Raw genomic sequence first — 16,873 nt, forward strand, 5'->3', positions numbered from 1 at the left:
GATGGAACCCGACACCCGCGACGCGGTCGAGCGCGCCCACCTGCGCGCCCCGGACGACCGCTCGCACACGATGCACCGCTACGCACCGCCCGCCGACCTGGCCCCGCTGGTGCAGCGGTTCTGGGTCCCGGTCTGGTCGGTGCCGTCGGGTGCGGAGTCCGCGCAGCACGTGCTGCAGTACCCGGTCGCCCTGCTGGTGGTCACCCCGGACTACGCCCGCTTCTACGGCGTGGTCACCGGGCTGTCGACGACCACGCTGGCCGGGGACGGCTGGGCGGTCGGCGTGATGCTCACCCCGGCGGCCGGGTCGCTGGTCGCCGGGGGACCGATGGACGCCTACACCGATCGGCATGTCGACATGTCGACCGTGCTGGACTGCGGGGTCGCCGAGCGGGTCCGGGCCGCGATGGCCGACGACCCGCACGCCGAGGCGGCTCACCGCGCCGCGATGGCCGGCTACGCCGACGCCCTGCGCCCGCTGCTGCCGGTCGACGCCGAGGGCGAGCTGGTGGACCGGGTGGTCGCGCTGGTCGAGACCCGGCCCGACCTGCTGCGGGTCGCCCAGCTGTGCGCGGAGACCGGCCTGGACGAGCGCACCCTGCAGCGGCTGGTCAAGCGCCGGCTCGGGCTCACCCCGAAGTGGCTGGTGCAGCGCCGCCGCCTGCAGGAGGCGGCCGACCGGCTGCGGCACGGCGACGGCTCGCTGGCCGAGACCGCCGCGGTGCTGGGCTACGCCGACCAGGCGCACTTCGCCCGGGACTGGACCCGGGTCACCGGCACCACCCCGGGCCGGTTCGCCGCCGCGCACCGTCAGGCGCAGGGGTAGGACGGCGGGCGGCCGTCCGCGGCCGCGGCGACCCGCTGCGCCAGTCCGCGCACCAGCGGCCGCAGCTCCTCCGGGCCCTCGATCCAGAACGGCCGGTCGATCCCGGCGAGGAGCCGGGGCACCCAGTCCAGCCGCTCGGCCCGGATGAGCACCCGGACGCGGTCGGGGCCGTGCTCGTCGACGGTGGCGAGACCCGGTGGGAACAGCGTGCGCACGTGGTCGGCGGCACCGTCGACGAGCAGCGAGACCGTGTGCCGGCGCGGTGCGCCGGCGATGGCCGCGAGCACCGCTGCCGCCCGGTCGAGACCGGCGGGGACGACGACGGTGCCCGGCTCCGCTGCGTCGACCCGGTCGACGCGGTCGACCCGGAAGGCGCGCACCTCGCCGTCGGCCGGGTCCGCCGCGGTCAGGTACCACCGCCCGGCGTGCGCCACGATCCCGTACGGGTGCACGGTCCGGGCCGTGCCCGACCCGCGCGAGTCCGTGTAGTGCAGCACCAGCGCCCGGGCGTCGCGGACGGCCTCCGCCAGCTCGATGAGCACCCCGGTCCCGGGCGCGGTCGGCTGCAGCGGCTCACCGGTGAACCGGATGGCCTGCAGCACGGCGTCGAGGCGGTGGGCCAGGGGGACCGGCAGGACCCGCCGCAGCTTGGCGGCGGCGCTCTCGACCGCCACCACCGACGTGGTCACCAGCCCGGCCCGGCGGGCGGACACCAGGCCCAGCAGCACGGCCAGGGCCTCCTCGTCGGTGAACATCAGCGGCGGCACCCGGCGACCCGGCACCAGCCGGACGCCGCCGTACCGGCCGCGCACCGACTCCACCGGCACGTCGAGGTCGGCGAGGTGCGCCACGTAGCGGCGGACGGTCCGCTCGTCCACGGCGAGCCGGGCCGCCAGCTCGCCCACCGTGCGGGTGCCGCCGGCCTGCAGGATCTCCAGCAGCGCCAGCACACGGGCCGTGGGACGGGTCACCGGACCATCCTCGTCGATACCGGGCGGGTCCTGCCCGGTATCGGTCCTAGCGTCGGAACCATGACAGCGACCACACCGCCCCCGCCCCTGCCGAGCTTCGTCTCCACCCGGGTGATCACCGACGACGTCGCTGTGCTGGCCACCTTCTACGAGCGCATCACGGGGGTGCCCGTCGTGTGGTTGACGCCGGACTTCGCCGAGCTGCGCACCGCGGCCGGCACCCTCGCCCTGGGCAGCACCCGCACGGTCGGCCTGTTCGCGCCGGGCGCCGCCGGGCCCGCGGACAACCGCAGCGCCGTCCTCGAGTTCCTGGTCGACGACGTGGACGCCCTGTACGAGCGGATCCGGCAGGACCTGACCGACGTGGTCACCGAGCCGACCACGATGCCGTGGGGCAACCGGTCGCTGGTGGTCCGGGACCCCGACGGCAACCTCGTCAACCTGTTCACCCCGGCGACGCCCGAGGCCCGGGCGAAGTTCGCCGCCGCCTCAGACGGTCAGCCGCAGGGGTAGGGCCTCCCATGCGCGGAGGGTGTTGTTGAGGTGCCGCACCGGCGGCGCCGTCAGCTCCAGCGACCGCACCCGGGCCAGCAACGCGGTCAGCAGCGACTCCGCCTCCAGCCGCGCCACGTGCTGGCCCACGCACTGGTGGATGCCCATGCCGAACCCGACGTGCCCGGACGGGTCGCGGTCCAGGTCGAAGCGGTCGGGCTCGTCCCACCGGCGGGGGTCGCGGTTGGCGGCGGCGAAGAAGACCAGTACCTTCGCCCCGGCCGGGACGACGGCCTCGCCGACCGCGACGTCGCGCACCGTCGTCCGGAAGAACGCCTGGACCGGGGACTCCCAGCGGACCGCCTCGTCGAAGACGCTGCGCACCAGCGACGGGTCGGCGCGCAGCCGGTCCCAGGCGCCGGGGGTGACGGCGAGGGCGTGCAGCACCGCACCGATGCCGTGCACGGTGGTGTCCACGCCGGCGGTGAGCAGCGAGCGGACCACCAACGGCGCCTGGTCGTGGGTGAGGTCGCCCCGGTCGGCCGCGGCCCAGATGTCGGCGCCGAAGCCGACCGGGGCCAGGTTCTCCCGCAGGCACTGCTGCCCGACCCAGCCGGCGTGCTCGGGCATGGCGGCGTTCCCGGCCAGCACCAGCGGGTTGTCGGTGGGCCCGAAGGCGTTGAACGCGTGGTCGCCGTAGGGCAGCAGGTGCTCCCGGCCGTCGGGGCCCATGCCGACGGCGTCGGGGAAGACCCGCAGCGGGAAGGCCGCGGCCAGCGCCGGCACGGCGTCCACCTCGACCGACCCCCCGGCCAGCAGGTCGTCGACCAGCCGGTCGGCGTCGGCGGCCCAGTCCGCGCGCAGCCGGCGCAGCGCCCGCGGCCCGAGGATCTTGGCCAGCACCGTCCGGGGCGCGTCGTGGCCGGGCGGGTCGGCCTCCAGCAGCAGCGAGGGCGGCCGCCACGGCGTCTCGGTGCGGAAGTTGGTCAGCCCGACCCCGGCGGCGGACTCGAAGTCCTGCCAGTTGGTCAGCGCCGCGCGGACCTCGGCGTACCGGGCGATCGCGTAGGTGTCGTACCGGGGCAGCTCGACCAGCGGTCCGGCGTCCCGCAGCTCGGCGTGCGCGGCGAGCGGGTCGCGCAGCACCTCGGGGTCGAACGGGTCCAGGTCCAGGCTCGGCAGCACGGGGGTTCCTCTCACAGGTCCAGCACCAGGCGGTCGCCGCGGGAGCGGGAGACGCAGACGAACATGCAGTCCCCGGCGGCCCGCTCGGCCTCGTCGAGGATCGAGTCGCGGTGGTCGGGGTCGCCGGCCAGGACGGCGGTCTCGCAGGTGCCGCAGGTGCCCTCCCGGCACGAGGACAGCACCTCGACGCCGGCCGACCGGACCGCCTCCAGCACGCTGAGCTGCGGGGTCACCACGACCTCGGCCCCGGTGCGGTCCAGCACGACGGTGAACGGGGTGTCCCGCACCGGCGCGCCCTGCTCCTTCGCGGCGAACCGCTCGGTGCGCAGCAGCCCGGGCGGGCAGGTGGCCTCCACGGCGTCGAGCAGGGCACCGGGCCCGCAGCAGTAGACCTGGGCGTCGGTGCCGGTGAGCAGCTCGGCCAGCGGGAGCAGCCCGCGCTCGTCCTGCGGCCAGAGGGTCCCCCGGTCGCCGTAGGGCGCCAGCTCGTCGAGGAAGGCCATCGAGGCCCGGGGGCGCCCGCCGTAGACCAGCCGCCAGTCCGCGCCCAGCCGGTCGGCCGCGGCGACCATCGGCAGCAGCGGGGTGATGCCGATGCCGCCGGCGAGGAACAGGTAGCGCTGCGCCGGGACCAGCCGGAACTGGTTGCGCGGTCCGCCGACGCCGACCAGGTCGCCCACCTGGAGCTCGTCGTGCACCCACGCCGAGCCGCCCCGGCCGACCGGCTCGCGCAGCACGCCGACCCGGTAGGCGTAGGCGTCCCAGCGGTCCCCGCACAGCGAGTACTGCCGAGTCGAGCCGTCGGGCAGCACCAGGTCGACGTGCGAGCCGGGGGTCCAGTCGGGCAGCCGGCCGCCGTCGGGGTCGGTCAGGGTGAGGACGACGACGCCCTCGGCCGCCCGGGTCTTCGCCGCCACCCGCAGTGCATCAGCCATGGACGGCAGCGTGGCGCGGACCACGTGACCGGCGACATGCACTTCTCGCTCAGCGAGAGACGAGTCTCCGGCCGATGCCGCGGGCCGCCGTCCGCAGGGCCGGTATCTGGGCCCGGGCGTCGCCGTCGTTGGGCACGATCACCGCCAGCGCGGCGACCACCCCCCCGGACGGCGCCCGCACCGGCACGGCGATGCCGCAGGCGTCGGGGTGGATGAAGCCGGGGCAGAACGCGACGCCCTCCCGGCGGACGTGGTCCAGGGCCGCCCGCAGCTTCGCCGGCGTGCCGATGGTGGCCGGGGTGAAGGTGCGCAGCGGGCCGGCCAGCGTGCGCTCCTGCAGCTCGGCGCCGGCGTGGGCCAGCAGCACCAGCCCTGAGGACGACGCGTGCAGCGGCAGCCGGCCGGCGATCCGGGTGTAGTTGACCACCGCGCCCGGCGCCGACAGTCGCTCCAGGAAGAGCACCTCCTCGCCGTCGAGCACGCCGAGCTGGGTGTGCTGGCCGACCACGGCGTGCAGGTCCTCCATCGGCGGCATCGCGGCCTCGCGCAGGGACAGGGCGGGGGAGGCCCGCGACCCCAGCTCCCACAGCCGCAGACCCAGCCCGACCTTGCGGTCGGTGTCCCGGCGCAGCAGCCCGAGCTCGACCAGCTCGGCGACCAGCCGGGACGCCGTGGCCACGTGCAGCCCGGCCCGGCGGGCGATCTCGGAGACCCCGAGCGTGGTCTCCCCGGGCCGGAACGCGTCGACCACCCGCACCGCCCGGCCGACCACCGACTCCCCGGGCACGGTCAGGGCGTGTCGAAGGGGCCGTCGCCGGCGCGGCTGACCTGGCCGGTCACGCCGTCCGCGGCGAACTGGGTGAGGTCGGTGAGCGCGTACCCCCAGCCGTCGGTCAGCTCCGGGGTGACCGGGTCGCCGCCGGCAGCGCTGTTCAGGGTCACCGCGACGCCCGGGGGGGCCACGACCACCACGGTCACGCCGAAGGTGGAGGAGTCCCCGGCGTAGGAGGCGCACCGGGTCGCCACCGTGAGCGCGGCGGGGTCGGTGCCGGCCGGGTGGGTCTCGACGCCGCAGACGTCGGCGCCGCCGTCGTCGGCGGACAGCGCGGTCGAGGTGACCACGGCCCCGCCGGGCAGGACGGCGGCCACGGTCACCGCGCGGGCCGTCGTCCCGCCGGGTGCGGGGAACGTCCCCGAGCCCAGCACGGTGACGTCGAGGTCGGCCGCGTCCAGCCCGGTCGGGCCGGTGATCCGCGCGACGGCCTGGTCGTAGGCGCCGGGGTCCACCGGATTGGTGCCGGAGCGGGCCGGCGGGGGTGTGGCGGTGGCCGTGGAGTTCGAGTTGACCGCGACCGACGGCGTCCCGGTGGCCCTCGGGCCGTCGTCCCGGGTCAGGCGGTACTGCACCGGGGCGCCGGTGGGCACCGCGTCCAGCGGCACCGCGGCGACGCCGTCCTCGAGGTCCACCGGGGCGAAGTCGCGGCCCGGGGTCCCGTCGGCGGCCACCACGACACCCCGGGACAGCTCGACCTCGTCGCCGGGCCGGGCCACCACCAGGACCGCCGACCGGCCGCCGGTCGACGCCGCCAACGACCAGGCGGCCGGCCGGACCCCGGAGTACACGTCGCTGGTCTGGGCCATGTCCGCCGGCTGCGCCCCCTCCGGCCCGAAGAACCAGGTGGCGGTGACGCCGTCGCCGTAGGGCCGGATGATCAACGCCCAGCGCAGGCCGCCGACGTCGTCGGCGTACAGCAGCCGGCCGTCCTCGGGGCCGGGGTCCAGCTGCACGCGGAGGCCGGCGACGAAGTCCTCGTCGTCGGCCAGGGCGCCCCGAGCCGGTCCGGACTCGGGCGCCTGCGGCCCGGCCTCGGTCGTGGTCGCCGCGGCGCTCGGCGGCGCGGTGGGCAGCGCGCCGGGCAGCCACACCGCCCCGGCGCCCAGGACGGCGACCGCCCCGACGGCCAGCAGGGCCCGGGACCGACGGCGACCGCGGACCTCCCGGACCCCGCGGGCGACGTCGTCGTCGGACAGGTCGCGCAGGTCGGCGAGGGCGGCCAGGCCCTCCAGCCGGCGCGGCAGGTCCGCCTCCGGGATGCCGAGCCGGTCGGGCAGCGTCGACAGGTCGACACCGGGCACCAGGGCGGCGACCCGGTCGGCGAGCAGGCCGTCGTGCCAGCGCAGCACGGCGGCGGTCCGCTCGGTGCGGGACAGGCCGTCCAGCGCCGCGGCGGTCCGGCCGGCGGTCGCGAGGTCCTCGGCGGACAGCCACCAGGGGTCGCCCGACGTCCCGGCGATCGTGGTGTCCCGGGCCAGCCGGCGCCGCAGGTGCACCCGCACCAGGTCCTCGACGCGGGGACCGCGGGCGAGGGCGCGGACGAGCAGGTCCCGGGCCCCGGCGTCGCTGCCGGTGAGCAGGTAGGCCGTGGGCAGCAGCTCCCGCCAGTCCTCCACCCGCACAGTGAACCCCGGCCGCGGCGCACGGGGCCAGGCACACTGCGCCGGTGATCCCCGAGTGAGCAGGAGCAGCGTCCCGCGCCGGCTGTGGCGGCGGGCCCGGGGCTCGTTGTGGCCGATCCCGATGGCGGGCGTGGTGCTCGCGATCGGGCTGGGCGTCGCCCTGCCCGCGCTGGACGAGCTGCTGGAGGGCGAGGACGGCCGGAGCCCGCTGACCTTCGCCTTCGGCGGCGGCGCCTCGGCCGCGCGGGACGTGCTGGCGGCCATCTCCGGCTCGCTGATCTCGGTGACCGGGTTGGTCTTCTCGCTGACCGTGGTCGCGCTGCAGCTGTCCAGCAGCCAGTACTCCCCGCGGGTGCTGCAGACGTTCGTCACCGACCGGGTCGTGCAGCTGACCCTGGGCCAGCTGGTGCTGACGTTCGTCTACGCGCTGACCGTGCTGCGCACCGTGCGCACCGAGGACGGCGGCACCACCGGCACGGCCTTCGTGCCGCGGCTGTCCATCACCGTCGCCTACCTGCTCACCCTCGGCGCCGTCGTCGCGCTGCTGCTCTTCCTGGGGCACCTCGCCCGGTCGCTGCGGGTGGAGACGATGCTGCGCGACGTCCACGACGAGGCGATGCGGACCTACGACGAGGAGCTGGGCGCCGACCCCGACGCGCCTGCGCCGACGCTGCCCACCGGGCCGGCCACCCGCCTGGCCGTCGGGTCCAGCGGCTTCCTCATCGACCTGGACGACGAGGCGCTCGCCCGGGCGGCCGCCGACTGCGACGCCGTGGTGCTGCTGGAACCCCGGATCGGGGACTCCGTGGTGGCCGGGGTGCCGGTGGCGCACGTCTGGGCGGCCGCCGGCACGGACCTCCACCCGTTGCGCGCGGCGCTGGGACGGCACCTGCACCTGGCCTTCGAGCGCACCGTCGACCGCGACGTCTCCTACAGCCTGCGCAAGGTCGTCGACATCGTCGCCCGGGCGCTGAGCCCCGGGACGAACGACCCGACCACCGCGGTGCACGGGCTCGGCCACGTCTCGGCGCTGCTCGGCGACCTGGCCCACCGCCCGCTGGGTCCCGCGGTCACCCGGGACGCCGACGGCGGCACCCGGCTGGTCGTGCCGCAGTGGAGCCTGCCGGCCCTGCTGCAGCTCGGCCTCGAGGAGCCGCTGCAGTACGCGGAGGGCTCGCCGGCGGTGCTGCGGCGGGTGGCCGGGGTGCTCCGCGAGCTGGCCTGGCGGGCCCCGTCCGGGTCACTGGACGCGGAGCTGCGGGCCTGGACCGACCGGCTGGTGGCCGTCGCCGGGCGGACCGCCGACCTGGACGCCGGCGAGGTCCGCGGCTGGCGGGCCGACGTCGAGGACGCGCTGGCCGGCCGGTGGACGCCGTCCTGGCCGACCGCCGCGGCCGGGACGGCGCGCACACTGCCCGGGTGAGCGTCGACGTCGTGGCCCGGCTGCGGGCGGCCGGGTGCGTGTTCGCCGAGGACGAGGCGGCGCTGCTGGTCGCCGACGGCCGGGACACCGACTCCCTGGTCGCCCGACGGGTGGCCGGCGAGCCGCTGGAGCAGGTGCTCGGGTGGGTGGAGTTCTGCGGGCTGCGGGTGCTGCTGGACCCCGGCGTCTTCGTGCCCCGGCAGCGGACGACGCTGCTGGTGGAGACCGCGATCGCGCTGGGCGGGTCCCGGGTCGTCGACCTGTGCTGCGGCTGCGGGGCGGTCGGGCTCGCCGTCGTCGCCGGGCTGCCCGGTTCCACCCTGGTCGCCGCCGCCGACCTGGACCCGGCGGCGGTGGCCTGCGCCCGGCGCAACGGGGTCCCCGCGCTGGCCGGCGACCTGTTCGACGCGCTGCCCGGCGACCTCCGCGGCCGGGTCGACCTGCTGTGCGTGAACGCCCCCTATGTGCCGACCGAAGCGATCGCCGACATGCCGCCCGAGGCCCGCGACCACGAGCCGGCGATCGCGCTGGACGGCGGGGACGACGGGTTGGACCTGCACCGCCGGGTGGCCGCCGGCGCCCGCGACTGGCTGGCGCCCGGGGGCTCCCTGCTGCTGGAGACCAGCCGCCGGCCGGCGCCCGGCACCCTGGCCGCGGTCACCGCCGGCGGGCTGGCCGGCCGGGTGGTGGCCGACGAGGACCGCGGCGCCACGGTCGTCGTCGGCACCCGGGGCTGAGCGCCCCCGGGCTCACCCCGCCGCGACGAGCCGGGCGGTGTCCTCGGTGATCAGGTCCATGTTCAGCTGCGCACCGGCCCACAGCCCGGCGGCCATCGACCCGACCACCTGGGCCATCGGGTCGGCCGAGTTGCCCGCGACCCAGACCCCGGGGACCGGGGTGCGGCCCATGTGGTCGGCCACGAGCTTCGTGCCCAGGACCTGGTCGCCCATCCGCAGGTCCTCCACCGGAAGCGCCAACCCGGCCAGGTGCTCGGTCCGCGCCCGCGGGAAGGAGGCCACGGCCACCGCCCGGCGGGGCACCACCTCGCCCGAGGCGAGCCGCACGCCGGTGAGCCGGTCGCCGGTCACCTCCACGCCGACGACCTCGCCCTCGACCACCCGGATCCGGGGGTCGACCAGCGGCGCGGTGAGCCCGCTGGTGTGCGCGAAGAGGACGACGTCCGGGCTCAGCTGGCCGAACATCTGCGCCTGGTGCACCGCCATGGGGCTGGTCGCCAGCACCCCGATCGCCTGGCCGCGCACCTCGTAGCCGTGGCAGTACGGGCAGTGCAGCACGTCCCGGCCCCAGCGGTCGGCGAGGCCCGGGACGTCGGGCAGCTCGTCCACGGTCCCCGAGGCGATCAGCAGCCGGCGGGCGGTGAGCACGCCGCCGTCGGCCAGGGACACCTCGAACCCGCCGTCCGCCGCCCGGGCGTCGGTCACCCGACCCGGCCGGACCCGTCCGCCGTAGGACTCCAGCTCACGTCGGCCGACCGCCAGCAGCTCCCGCGGGGAGATGCCCTCGTTGCCGAGCACGTTGTGCGCGCCGTCGGCCGCCGCGTTGCGCGGCCGGTCGTCGTCCACCACCACGACCGAGCGCAGCGAGCGCGCCAGCGCCTTCGCGCCGCTGAGCCCGGCCGGCCCGCCACCGATCACCACCACGTCTGCATCCATGCCGACGACGGTGCCGGTCGCTCTGCTGCCCCCGCAACGATCCGTGCCGAATCGGCAAACGAAGGACCCCGTCGCCCCCCACGACGCGCTCCGCACGCCGTGGGCCCCTACGACGGGGCCGAGGGCCAGCGGAAGTCGTTTCCCTAGACCGTGACCGGCGGCAGCGGGACGACGGGGGTGCGGCCGAGCTCGGACTTGGCCAGCGAGCGCAGGTGCACCTCGTCGGGGCCGTCGAACAGCCGCATCGCCCGGTGCCAGCCGGCCATCGCGGCCAGCGGGGTGACGTCGGTGACGCCGGCCCCGCCGTGCACCTGGATGGCCCGGTCGATGACCCGGGAGGCCGCGCGCGGGACGGCGACCTTGGCGATCGCGATGAGGTCCTTGGCCGCCTTGTTGCCCATCGTGTCGATGACCTGGCAGGCCTGGTGGCAGATCAGCCGGGCCTGGTCGATGTCCACCCGGGACTCGGCGATCTGCTGCTGCACCACGCCCTGCTCGGCCAGCGGACGGCCGAAGGCGACCCGCTCCTGCACCCGGGCCACCATCATCGCCATCGCGCGCTCGGCGGCACCGAGGGCCCGCATGCAGTGGTGGATCCGGCCGGGGCCCAGCCGGGCCTGCGCGGCGGCGAACCCGCCGCCCTCCTCGCCGATCACGCTGGTCAGCGGCACCCGGACGCCGTCGAAGCGGACCACGCCGTGGCCGTGCTGGTCGTGCTGGCCGAACACCGGCAGGTCGCGCTCGACCACCACGCCGGGGGTGTCGCGGGGGACCACGAGCATCGACTGCTGCCGGTGCTTCTGGGCGCCCGGGTCGGTCTTGCCCATCACCACCAGGACGGCGCAGCGCGGGTCCAGCACGCCCGAGGTCCACCACTTGCGGCCGGTGATGACGTAGGAGTCACCGTCGCGCTCGATCCGGGTCTCGATGTTGGTGGCGTCGCTGCTGGCCACCGCGGGCTCGGTCATCGCGAACGCCGACCGGATCTCCCCGGCCAGCAGCGGCTCCAGCCACTGCTGCTTCTGCTCGGGGGTGCCCAGCAGGTGCAGCAGCTCCATGTTGCCGGTGTCGGGCGCCGCGCAGTTGGTCGCCTCGGGGAACAGCTCCAGGCTCCAGCCGGTCAGCTCGGCCAGCGGGGCGTACTCCAGCTGGGTCAGCCCGGACTCGCTCGGCAGGAACAGGTTCCACAGGCCCTGGGCGCGGGCCGCGGCCTTGAGCCGCTCCATCACCGGGGGTGCGTCGTGGCCGTCGGGCCCGGCTGCGCGCCGGTGCGCCTCGTACTCGGCCTCGGCCGGGAGGACCTCCTCGCGGAGGAAGTCCACCATCCGGGCGTGCAGGTCGACGGCGGTGCTGGACGGGGCGGCGAGCGGGTGCGTCATGATCAGCCTTCCTGAACACGTGCTCCGGTGCACGGTCGCGGCACGCTAGCAGCGACCACCGACGGGGCCGAGCCGGTCGGAGGTGCTGGGCATGGGGGAGGAGCCGTCGATCGGGGCCTCGATCCGCAGGCTGCGGACGGCCCGCGGGGTGAGCCTGCGGGCACTCGCCGCCGGGCTCGGGGTGAGCCCGGCGACGCTGAGCGCGGTGGAGAACGGCCACACCGGGGTCAGCGCGGTCCGGGTCGCGGCGATCGCCGACCTGCTCGGCGTCCCGGTGGCCCGGGTGTTCGACCCGGACGGCCGGTCCGGGCCGGGCCCCGGTGTGCTCGCCGGGCTGGGCGGTGCCGTCCCCCCGGACCGGCCGGGCGACCACGGCGACCACGGCGACTGGCGGCGGTACGGCCCGCTGGAGCTCGACCCGGCCCTGGCCGCCGCGCTGGCCACCTTCGTCGAGGTCGGCTACCACGGCTCGACCATCCGGACGATCGCCGCGCACGCCGGCCTGTCGGTGTCCGGGCTGTACCACTACTACGAGAGCAAGTACGACATGTTGGTCGCGCTGCTGGACCGCACGATGGTCGAGCTCGACGCCCGCATGCGGGCCGCCCGGGCGCAGGGCGCCGGCCCGCTCGAGCGGGTCGCCGCGCTGGTCGAGTGCCTGGCGCTGTTCCACAGCCACCGGCGCGCGACCAGCTTCCTGGGCGCCAGCGAGATGCGCAGCCTGCGGCCCGAGGACTACGTGCGGGTCGCCGCCGTCCGGCGGGCGCAGCAGCAGGCCGTCGACGAGGAGGTGGCCGCCGCGGTCGCCGCCGGGCTGCTCGCCGTCGCCGACCCGGGGACGGCGGCCCGGGCCGTGGTCACCCTGTGCACGGCCATCCCGCAGTGGTACCGGCCCGGTGGTCCGACCGCCCCGGAGGAGCTGGCCGAGCAGTACGTCGGCTTCGCCCTGGCGCTGCTCGGTCGACCGCCGTCCACCGGTCTTGACCCCTCTCGCATGTGACCTGCATCATCCAGTCCACCACGCGCGGACCGGACGACCGTTCGGTCCGCTGCCGTCTGACGCTCGACGAGGAGACGCCATGACCAGCACCGAGAAGCCCCCCGTCCCCGAGATGACCGACCTGCTCGCCGACGCCCCGAGCAACTGGGGCAAGTGGGGCCCCGACGACGAGGTCGGCGCGCTGAACTACCTCACCGCCGACGAGGTGCTGCGCGGGATCCAGCACGTCAAGAAGGGCGAGGTCCACACCCTCCAGCGGCTGATCGGCGACCCCAAGGGCGACCCGGTGTGGCCCGGGCGGACCCCGGCCGAGCGCACCCAGGTCCTCGACGAGTCCAGCTGGGACGGCGCCGACGGCCCGGCCTTCCCCGGCGGCCTGCACTACGCCGACGACAAGATCAACGCCTTCCTGCAGGGCTCCACGCAGTACGACGCGCTGGGCCACGTCTGGTACGGCGGGCAGATCTGGAACGGCTACGACGCCCGGACGACGGTCGGCGGGCTGGACAAGGCCAGCGTCGAGCCGATCGCGCAGAAGGGCGTCGTCGGCCGCGGCATCCTGCTGGACATGGCCCGCTTCCGCGACAAGGCCACCCTGGACAAGGCCGAGACCTTCACCCACGAGGACCTGCAGGCGTGCGCCGCGGCCCAGGGCGTGACCATCGAGAAGCGCGACGTGCTGGTCATCCGCACCAACTTCCTGCAGCTGTTCCACGAGCAGGGCGACGCGTTCTACGACGGCTTCTGCGAGCCCGGCCTCGTCTACAGCGACGGCCTGGTGCGCTGGTTCCAGGACATGGAGATCCCCAACCTGGTCACCGACACCATCGCCAACGAGGTCACCTACGACCCCAACAACGGCACCGCGCTCCCGCTGCACTGCGCCCTCATGCGCAACCTGGGCGTGACCCTCACCGAGATCGCCGACCTGGAGACCCTGGCCGCCAGCTCCGCCGAGGACGGCCAGTACACCTTCCTCTACGCCGCGGCCCCGCTGAAGGTGCACCTGGGCTCGGGCTCCCCGGTCAACCCGCTGGCCATCAAGTGACGGGCGTCTACGCCGCGAAGCCCTGGCTGGCCCTCTACGGCGAGGGCCAGCCCGCCTCGATCACCCCCGAGCACGACACGCTGCTGGCGGTCTTCGAGGCCACCCTGGCCGCGACCCCGGACGCCGTGGCGATCCGGTACTTCGACGGCACGCTGACCTTCGCCGACCTGGACACCGCCTCCGACGCCCTCGCCCTGGGCCTGCTGGAGGGCGGGTTCAGCGCCGGCGACCGGATGGGCCTGTACGTGCAGAACGACCCGGCGTTCGTCATCGGGCTGCTCGGTGCGTGGAAGGCCGGCGGCTCGGCGGTGGCGATCAACCCGATGAACAAGTCCGCCGAGCTCACCTACCTGCTCACCGACTCCGGGGCCACGGCGCTGCTGTGCCTGGACGAGCTGTACACGTCGGTGGCCGCCGGCGTGCTGCCCGAGACGTCGGTGACCACCGTGGTCACCTGCTCCGGCCTGGACCACCAGACCCGGGCCGACCCGCGGCTGTTCGAGGGCACGACGAAGACCACCCCCGAGGGCACCGTGGACCTCGCCGGCCTGGTCGAGCGGTACGCCGGGCAGCAGCCGCCGCCGGTGCAGCTGTCGGGGTCCGACGTCGGGGTGCTGACCTACACCTCGGGCACCACCGGCCGGCCCAAGGGGGCGATGAACACCCACTCCACGATGGTGTTCAACGCGTACACGTACCGGGAGTGGATGCACCTGGGGCCGGACGACGTCGTCCTCGGCGTGGCCCCGCTGTTCCACATCACCGGCCTGATCGGGCACGTGGCCATCGCGATGCTGGTCGGCTGCCCGCTGGTCATCGCGCACCGGTTCCAGCCCGACGTCGTGCTCGAGGCGATCCGCGAGCACCGGCCGACCTTCACCGTGGGGGCCATCGCGGTCTTCATCGCGCTGGGCAACGCCGCGGGCGCCGTCCGGGAGGACTTCGCGTCGCTGCGGGCGGTCTACTCCGGCGGGGCGCCGATCGCGCCGGCGGTGACCGACCAGCTGGAGGAGAAGCTCGGCGTCTACGTGCACAACATCTACGGGCTGACCGAGACCAACAGCCCCTCGCACGGCGTCCCGATGGGCGTGAAGGCGCCGGTCGACGAGAACTCCGGCGCGTTGAGCGTCGGGGTGCCGGTCTACGACACCGTCGTCCGCGTGCTCGGCGAGGACGGCGAGGAGGTGCCGGTCGGCGAGGTGGGGGAGTTCGCCACCTCCGGTCCGCAGGTGGTGCCGGGCTACTGGGAGCGGCCCGAGGCCACCGCGGAGTCCATCCCCGGCGGCGAGCTGCGCACCGGGGACGTCGGCTTCATGGACGCCCAGGGCTGGTTCTTCCTGGTCGACCGCAAGAAGGACATGATCAACGCGGCCGGGTACAAGGTCTGGCCGCGCGAGGTCGAGGACGTCCTCTACGGCCACCCGGCGGTCCGCGAGGTCGCCGTGGTGGGCATCCCCGACGAGGTCCGGGGCGAGACGGTGAAGGCCTACGTGTCGGCCAAGCCGGGCGCCACCATCGACACCGACGAGGTCATCGCGTGGGCCAAGGAGCGGATGGCGGCCTACAAGTACCCCCGGTACGTGGAGGTGGTCGACGAGCTGCCCAAGACCACCACCGGCAAGATCCTCCGGCGCGAGCTGCGCGCCCGGAACTGAGCGCTGCCGCGCGGCGGCCCGCCACCTCGACGGGCCGCCGCGCGGAGCACCGGTCCAGGCCTTTCCGTACGGCATGATCTCGGATGTGGTGATGTCCCCCGGGGAGCGCGAGGTCGCCCGGGCCCGGTTGGCGCTGGCCACCGAGGCCGCCGGGACAGGGCTGTGGGACTGGGACCTGCGCACCGACGTGCTCGTCTGGGACGACCGCAGCATCGCCATGTTCGGCCTGACCGACCAGACCCTGACCGGGTTGGTCGGGGACATCGACCGCGGCATCCACCCCGACGACCGACCGCTGGTCCGCGAGGCGCTGCAGGAGGCCATCGACCAGGGCGGTCGGCTGGACGCGGAGTTCCGCGTGGTGTGGCCCGACGGCACCGTCCGCCTGGTGGCCGCACTGGGGCGGGTGCTGCGCGACGACGCCGGCCGACCGGTGCGGATGGTCGGCACGAACACCGACGTCACCGACGCGCGCGAGGCGGCCCACCAGCAGTACGCCGACGCCCAGCGGATGGCCGGGCTGATCGGGGTGGCCGGGGCGCTGGGCCGGGCCGAGACCGTCGCCGGGGCGCTGGCCGTGGTCACCCGGCACGCCTCCGCCGCGCTGGGCACGACCGGGGTGATCCTCTGCCTGGCCGACGACGACCGGTCGCCGATCCGCACCGTCGTCGACGCCTCGCTGGACGAGGACACCCTCGCCCGGGTCGACCGGCTGCCCCGGGACCACCCGCTGCCGATGGTCGACTCCGCGGTGACCGGGCGATCGCACTTCGTGCCGGACCTGGACACCGTGGAGCGCGACTTCCCGGGCGCGGCGGAGCTCTGGCGTCGGTCGGGGGTCCGGGCCGGGTGCTCGGTGCCGCTGCGGTCGACCTCCCGGGTGATCGGCTCGCTGGCCATCGGGCAGCGCACCGACCGCTGGTGGCGCCCGGCCGACCGCGAGTTCATCGGCGCCCTGGCCTCGCTCACCGCCCAGACCCTCACCCGGATCGCCTCCACCGAGTCCGCCCGGGAGGCGCTGGGGGCGGTGGCCCGGATGTCGGAGACGCTGCAGCGGTCCCTGCTCACCGCCCCGCCCGAGCCCGACCACCTGCACGTGGTCACCCGGTACCTGCCGGCCGCGGCCGACGCGCAGATCGGCGGCGACTGGTACGACGCCTTCCTCGGCCCGGACGGCGCGACCCACCTGGTCATCGGCGACGTCACCGGCCACGACCGGGAGGCCGCGGCCACCATGGGCGCCCTGCGCAACCTGCTGCGCGGCATCACCTGGGCCACCGGCGGCACCCCGGCGGAGGGCCTGACCACCCTGGACCGGGCGATCACCGGGCTGGACGTCGGCACCCTGGCCACCGTGCTCACCGCGCGGGTGGAGCAGGCCGACGACGACCACGCCCTCGGTCGCCGGACCCTGCGCTGGTCCAACGCCGGCCACCCGCCGCCGCTGCTCGTGGACGAGCAGGGGCAGGTCCGCCTGCTCGAGGGCCGGGACCTGCTGCTGGGCGTGGACCACTCGGTGACCCGGCACGACCGCACGGTGGTGATGGCGCCGGGCAGCACGCTGCTGCTGTACACCGACGGGCTGGTCGAGCGGCGCGGCGAAGACCTGGACGCCGGCACCGCCCGGCTGGTGGCCACCGTCGGTCGGCTGGTGCAGGCCGGCCTGCCGCTGGAGGACCTGTGCGACCGGGTCCTGGCCGACCTGCCGGCCCGCCCGGAGGACGACGTCGCCCTCATCGCCCTGCGCGCGCACCCCGAGGACCGGCCGCGTCCCGACGAGGCCGGCCCGGCCGTCGTCCCCGACGGCTTCGCCGACGTCGCCGGGTAGC

At 75.7% G+C, this 16,873-nt stretch carries 14 protein-coding genes and 1 pseudogene; 8 read left to right on the forward strand and 7 right to left on the reverse strand.

The window, feature by feature from the left end; genetic code table 11:
• Nucleotide 1: 1 nt before the first annotated feature.
• Nucleotides 2-826, forward strand: coding sequence for a helix-turn-helix domain-containing protein (locus LFA75_RS14700; RefSeq protein ID WP_225234364.1), 825 nt, complete (start codon nt 2-4; stop codon nt 824-826).
• On the opposite strand, the gene LFA75_RS14705 is transcribed toward LFA75_RS14700, so the two are convergent.
• Nucleotides 811-1,797, reverse strand: a complete 987-nt coding sequence (locus LFA75_RS14705) for a helix-turn-helix transcriptional regulator (RefSeq protein WP_225234365.1) — start codon at nt 1,795-1,797, stop codon at nt 811-813. The two genes, LFA75_RS14700 and LFA75_RS14705, sit on opposite strands and share 16 nt — an antisense overlap.
• Before the next feature lie 60 nt (nt 1,798-1,857).
• Between LFA75_RS14705 and LFA75_RS14710 the strand changes: the two genes are divergently transcribed.
• Nucleotides 1,858-2,310, forward strand: a complete 453-nt coding sequence (locus LFA75_RS14710; protein ID WP_225234366.1) for a VOC family protein — start codon at nt 1,858-1,860, stop codon at nt 2,308-2,310.
• Here the strand turns inward: LFA75_RS14710 and LFA75_RS14715 are convergent.
• The 4 genes and pseudogenes from LFA75_RS14715 to LFA75_RS14730 all read right to left on the reverse strand — a co-directional run bounded on the left by LFA75_RS14715 (nt 2,287) and on the right by LFA75_RS14730 (nt 6,860).
• On the reverse strand, nt 2,287-3,474 hold the full coding sequence (locus LFA75_RS14715) for a cytochrome P450 (protein WP_225234367.1): 1,188 nt from the start codon (nt 3,472-3,474) through the stop codon (nt 2,287-2,289). The genes LFA75_RS14710 and LFA75_RS14715 overlap by 24 nt on opposite strands.
• An 11-nt stretch (nt 3,475-3,485) precedes the next feature.
• Nucleotides 3,486-4,502, reverse strand: a pseudogene (locus LFA75_RS14720) (PDR/VanB family oxidoreductase); the annotation flags it as partial.
• Complete coding sequence (locus tag LFA75_RS14725; protein ID WP_225234369.1) at nt 4,459-5,196, reverse strand: IclR family transcriptional regulator; 738 nt, start codon at nt 5,194-5,196, stop codon at nt 4,459-4,461. The gene LFA75_RS14725 and the pseudogene LFA75_RS14720, both read right to left, overlap by 44 nt.
• Nucleotides 5,197-5,198: 2 nt before the next feature.
• Nucleotides 5,199-6,860: an RNA polymerase sigma factor gene (locus tag LFA75_RS14730; RefSeq protein WP_225234370.1), complete on the reverse strand. Its 1,662-nt coding sequence runs from the start codon at nt 6,858-6,860 to the stop codon at nt 5,199-5,201.
• 61 nt (nt 6,861-6,921) lie between these two features.
• Between LFA75_RS14730 and LFA75_RS14735 the strand changes: the two genes are divergently transcribed.
• Nucleotides 6,922-8,289, forward strand: a complete 1,368-nt coding sequence (locus LFA75_RS14735) for a DUF2254 domain-containing protein (protein ID WP_225234371.1) — start codon at nt 6,922-6,924, stop codon at nt 8,287-8,289.
• Nucleotides 8,286-9,026, forward strand: a complete 741-nt coding sequence (locus tag LFA75_RS14740) for a putative protein N(5)-glutamine methyltransferase (protein WP_225234372.1) — start codon at nt 8,286-8,288, stop codon at nt 9,024-9,026. Before LFA75_RS14735 ends, LFA75_RS14740 begins: the two co-directional genes overlap by 4 nt.
• Nucleotides 9,027-9,038: 12 nt before the next feature.
• On the opposite strand, the gene LFA75_RS14745 is transcribed toward LFA75_RS14740, so the two are convergent.
• Nucleotides 9,039-9,962, reverse strand: a complete 924-nt coding sequence (locus tag LFA75_RS14745) for an NAD(P)/FAD-dependent oxidoreductase (protein ID WP_225234373.1) — start codon at nt 9,960-9,962, stop codon at nt 9,039-9,041.
• Nucleotides 9,963-10,105: 143 nt separating this feature from the next.
• Entirely contained in the window at nt 10,106-11,341 is a 1,236-nt protein-coding gene (locus tag LFA75_RS14750) for an acyl-CoA dehydrogenase family protein (protein WP_225234374.1), read from the reverse strand.
• A 91-nt stretch (nt 11,342-11,432) separates the two neighbouring features.
• Between LFA75_RS14750 and LFA75_RS14755 the strand changes: the two genes are divergently transcribed.
• The 4 genes from LFA75_RS14755 (at nt 11,433) to LFA75_RS23870 (ending at nt 16,872) form a co-directional block, all read left to right on the forward strand.
• On the forward strand, nt 11,433-12,341 hold the full coding sequence (locus LFA75_RS14755; RefSeq protein ID WP_225234375.1) for a TetR family transcriptional regulator: 909 nt from the start codon (nt 11,433-11,435) through the stop codon (nt 12,339-12,341).
• A gap of 79 nt (nt 12,342-12,420) precedes the next feature.
• Nucleotides 12,421-13,389, forward strand: a complete 969-nt coding sequence (locus LFA75_RS14760; protein ID WP_225234376.1) for a cyclase family protein — start codon at nt 12,421-12,423, stop codon at nt 13,387-13,389.
• Nucleotides 13,386-15,044, forward strand: coding sequence for a class I adenylate-forming enzyme family protein (locus LFA75_RS14765; RefSeq protein WP_225234377.1), 1,659 nt, complete (start codon nt 13,386-13,388; stop codon nt 15,042-15,044). The genes LFA75_RS14760 and LFA75_RS14765 overlap by 4 nt, the downstream gene beginning before the upstream one ends.
• 91 nt (nt 15,045-15,135) lie before the next feature.
• Complete coding sequence (locus tag LFA75_RS23870; RefSeq protein WP_263639431.1) at nt 15,136-16,872, forward strand: SpoIIE family protein phosphatase; 1,737 nt, start codon at nt 15,136-15,138, stop codon at nt 16,870-16,872.
• Nucleotide 16,873: the final 1 nt, after the last annotated feature.

It is taken from the genome of Klenkia terrae, assembly GCF_900491935.1.
GTDB lineage: Bacteria > Actinomycetota > Actinomycetes > Mycobacteriales > Geodermatophilaceae > Klenkia > Klenkia terrae.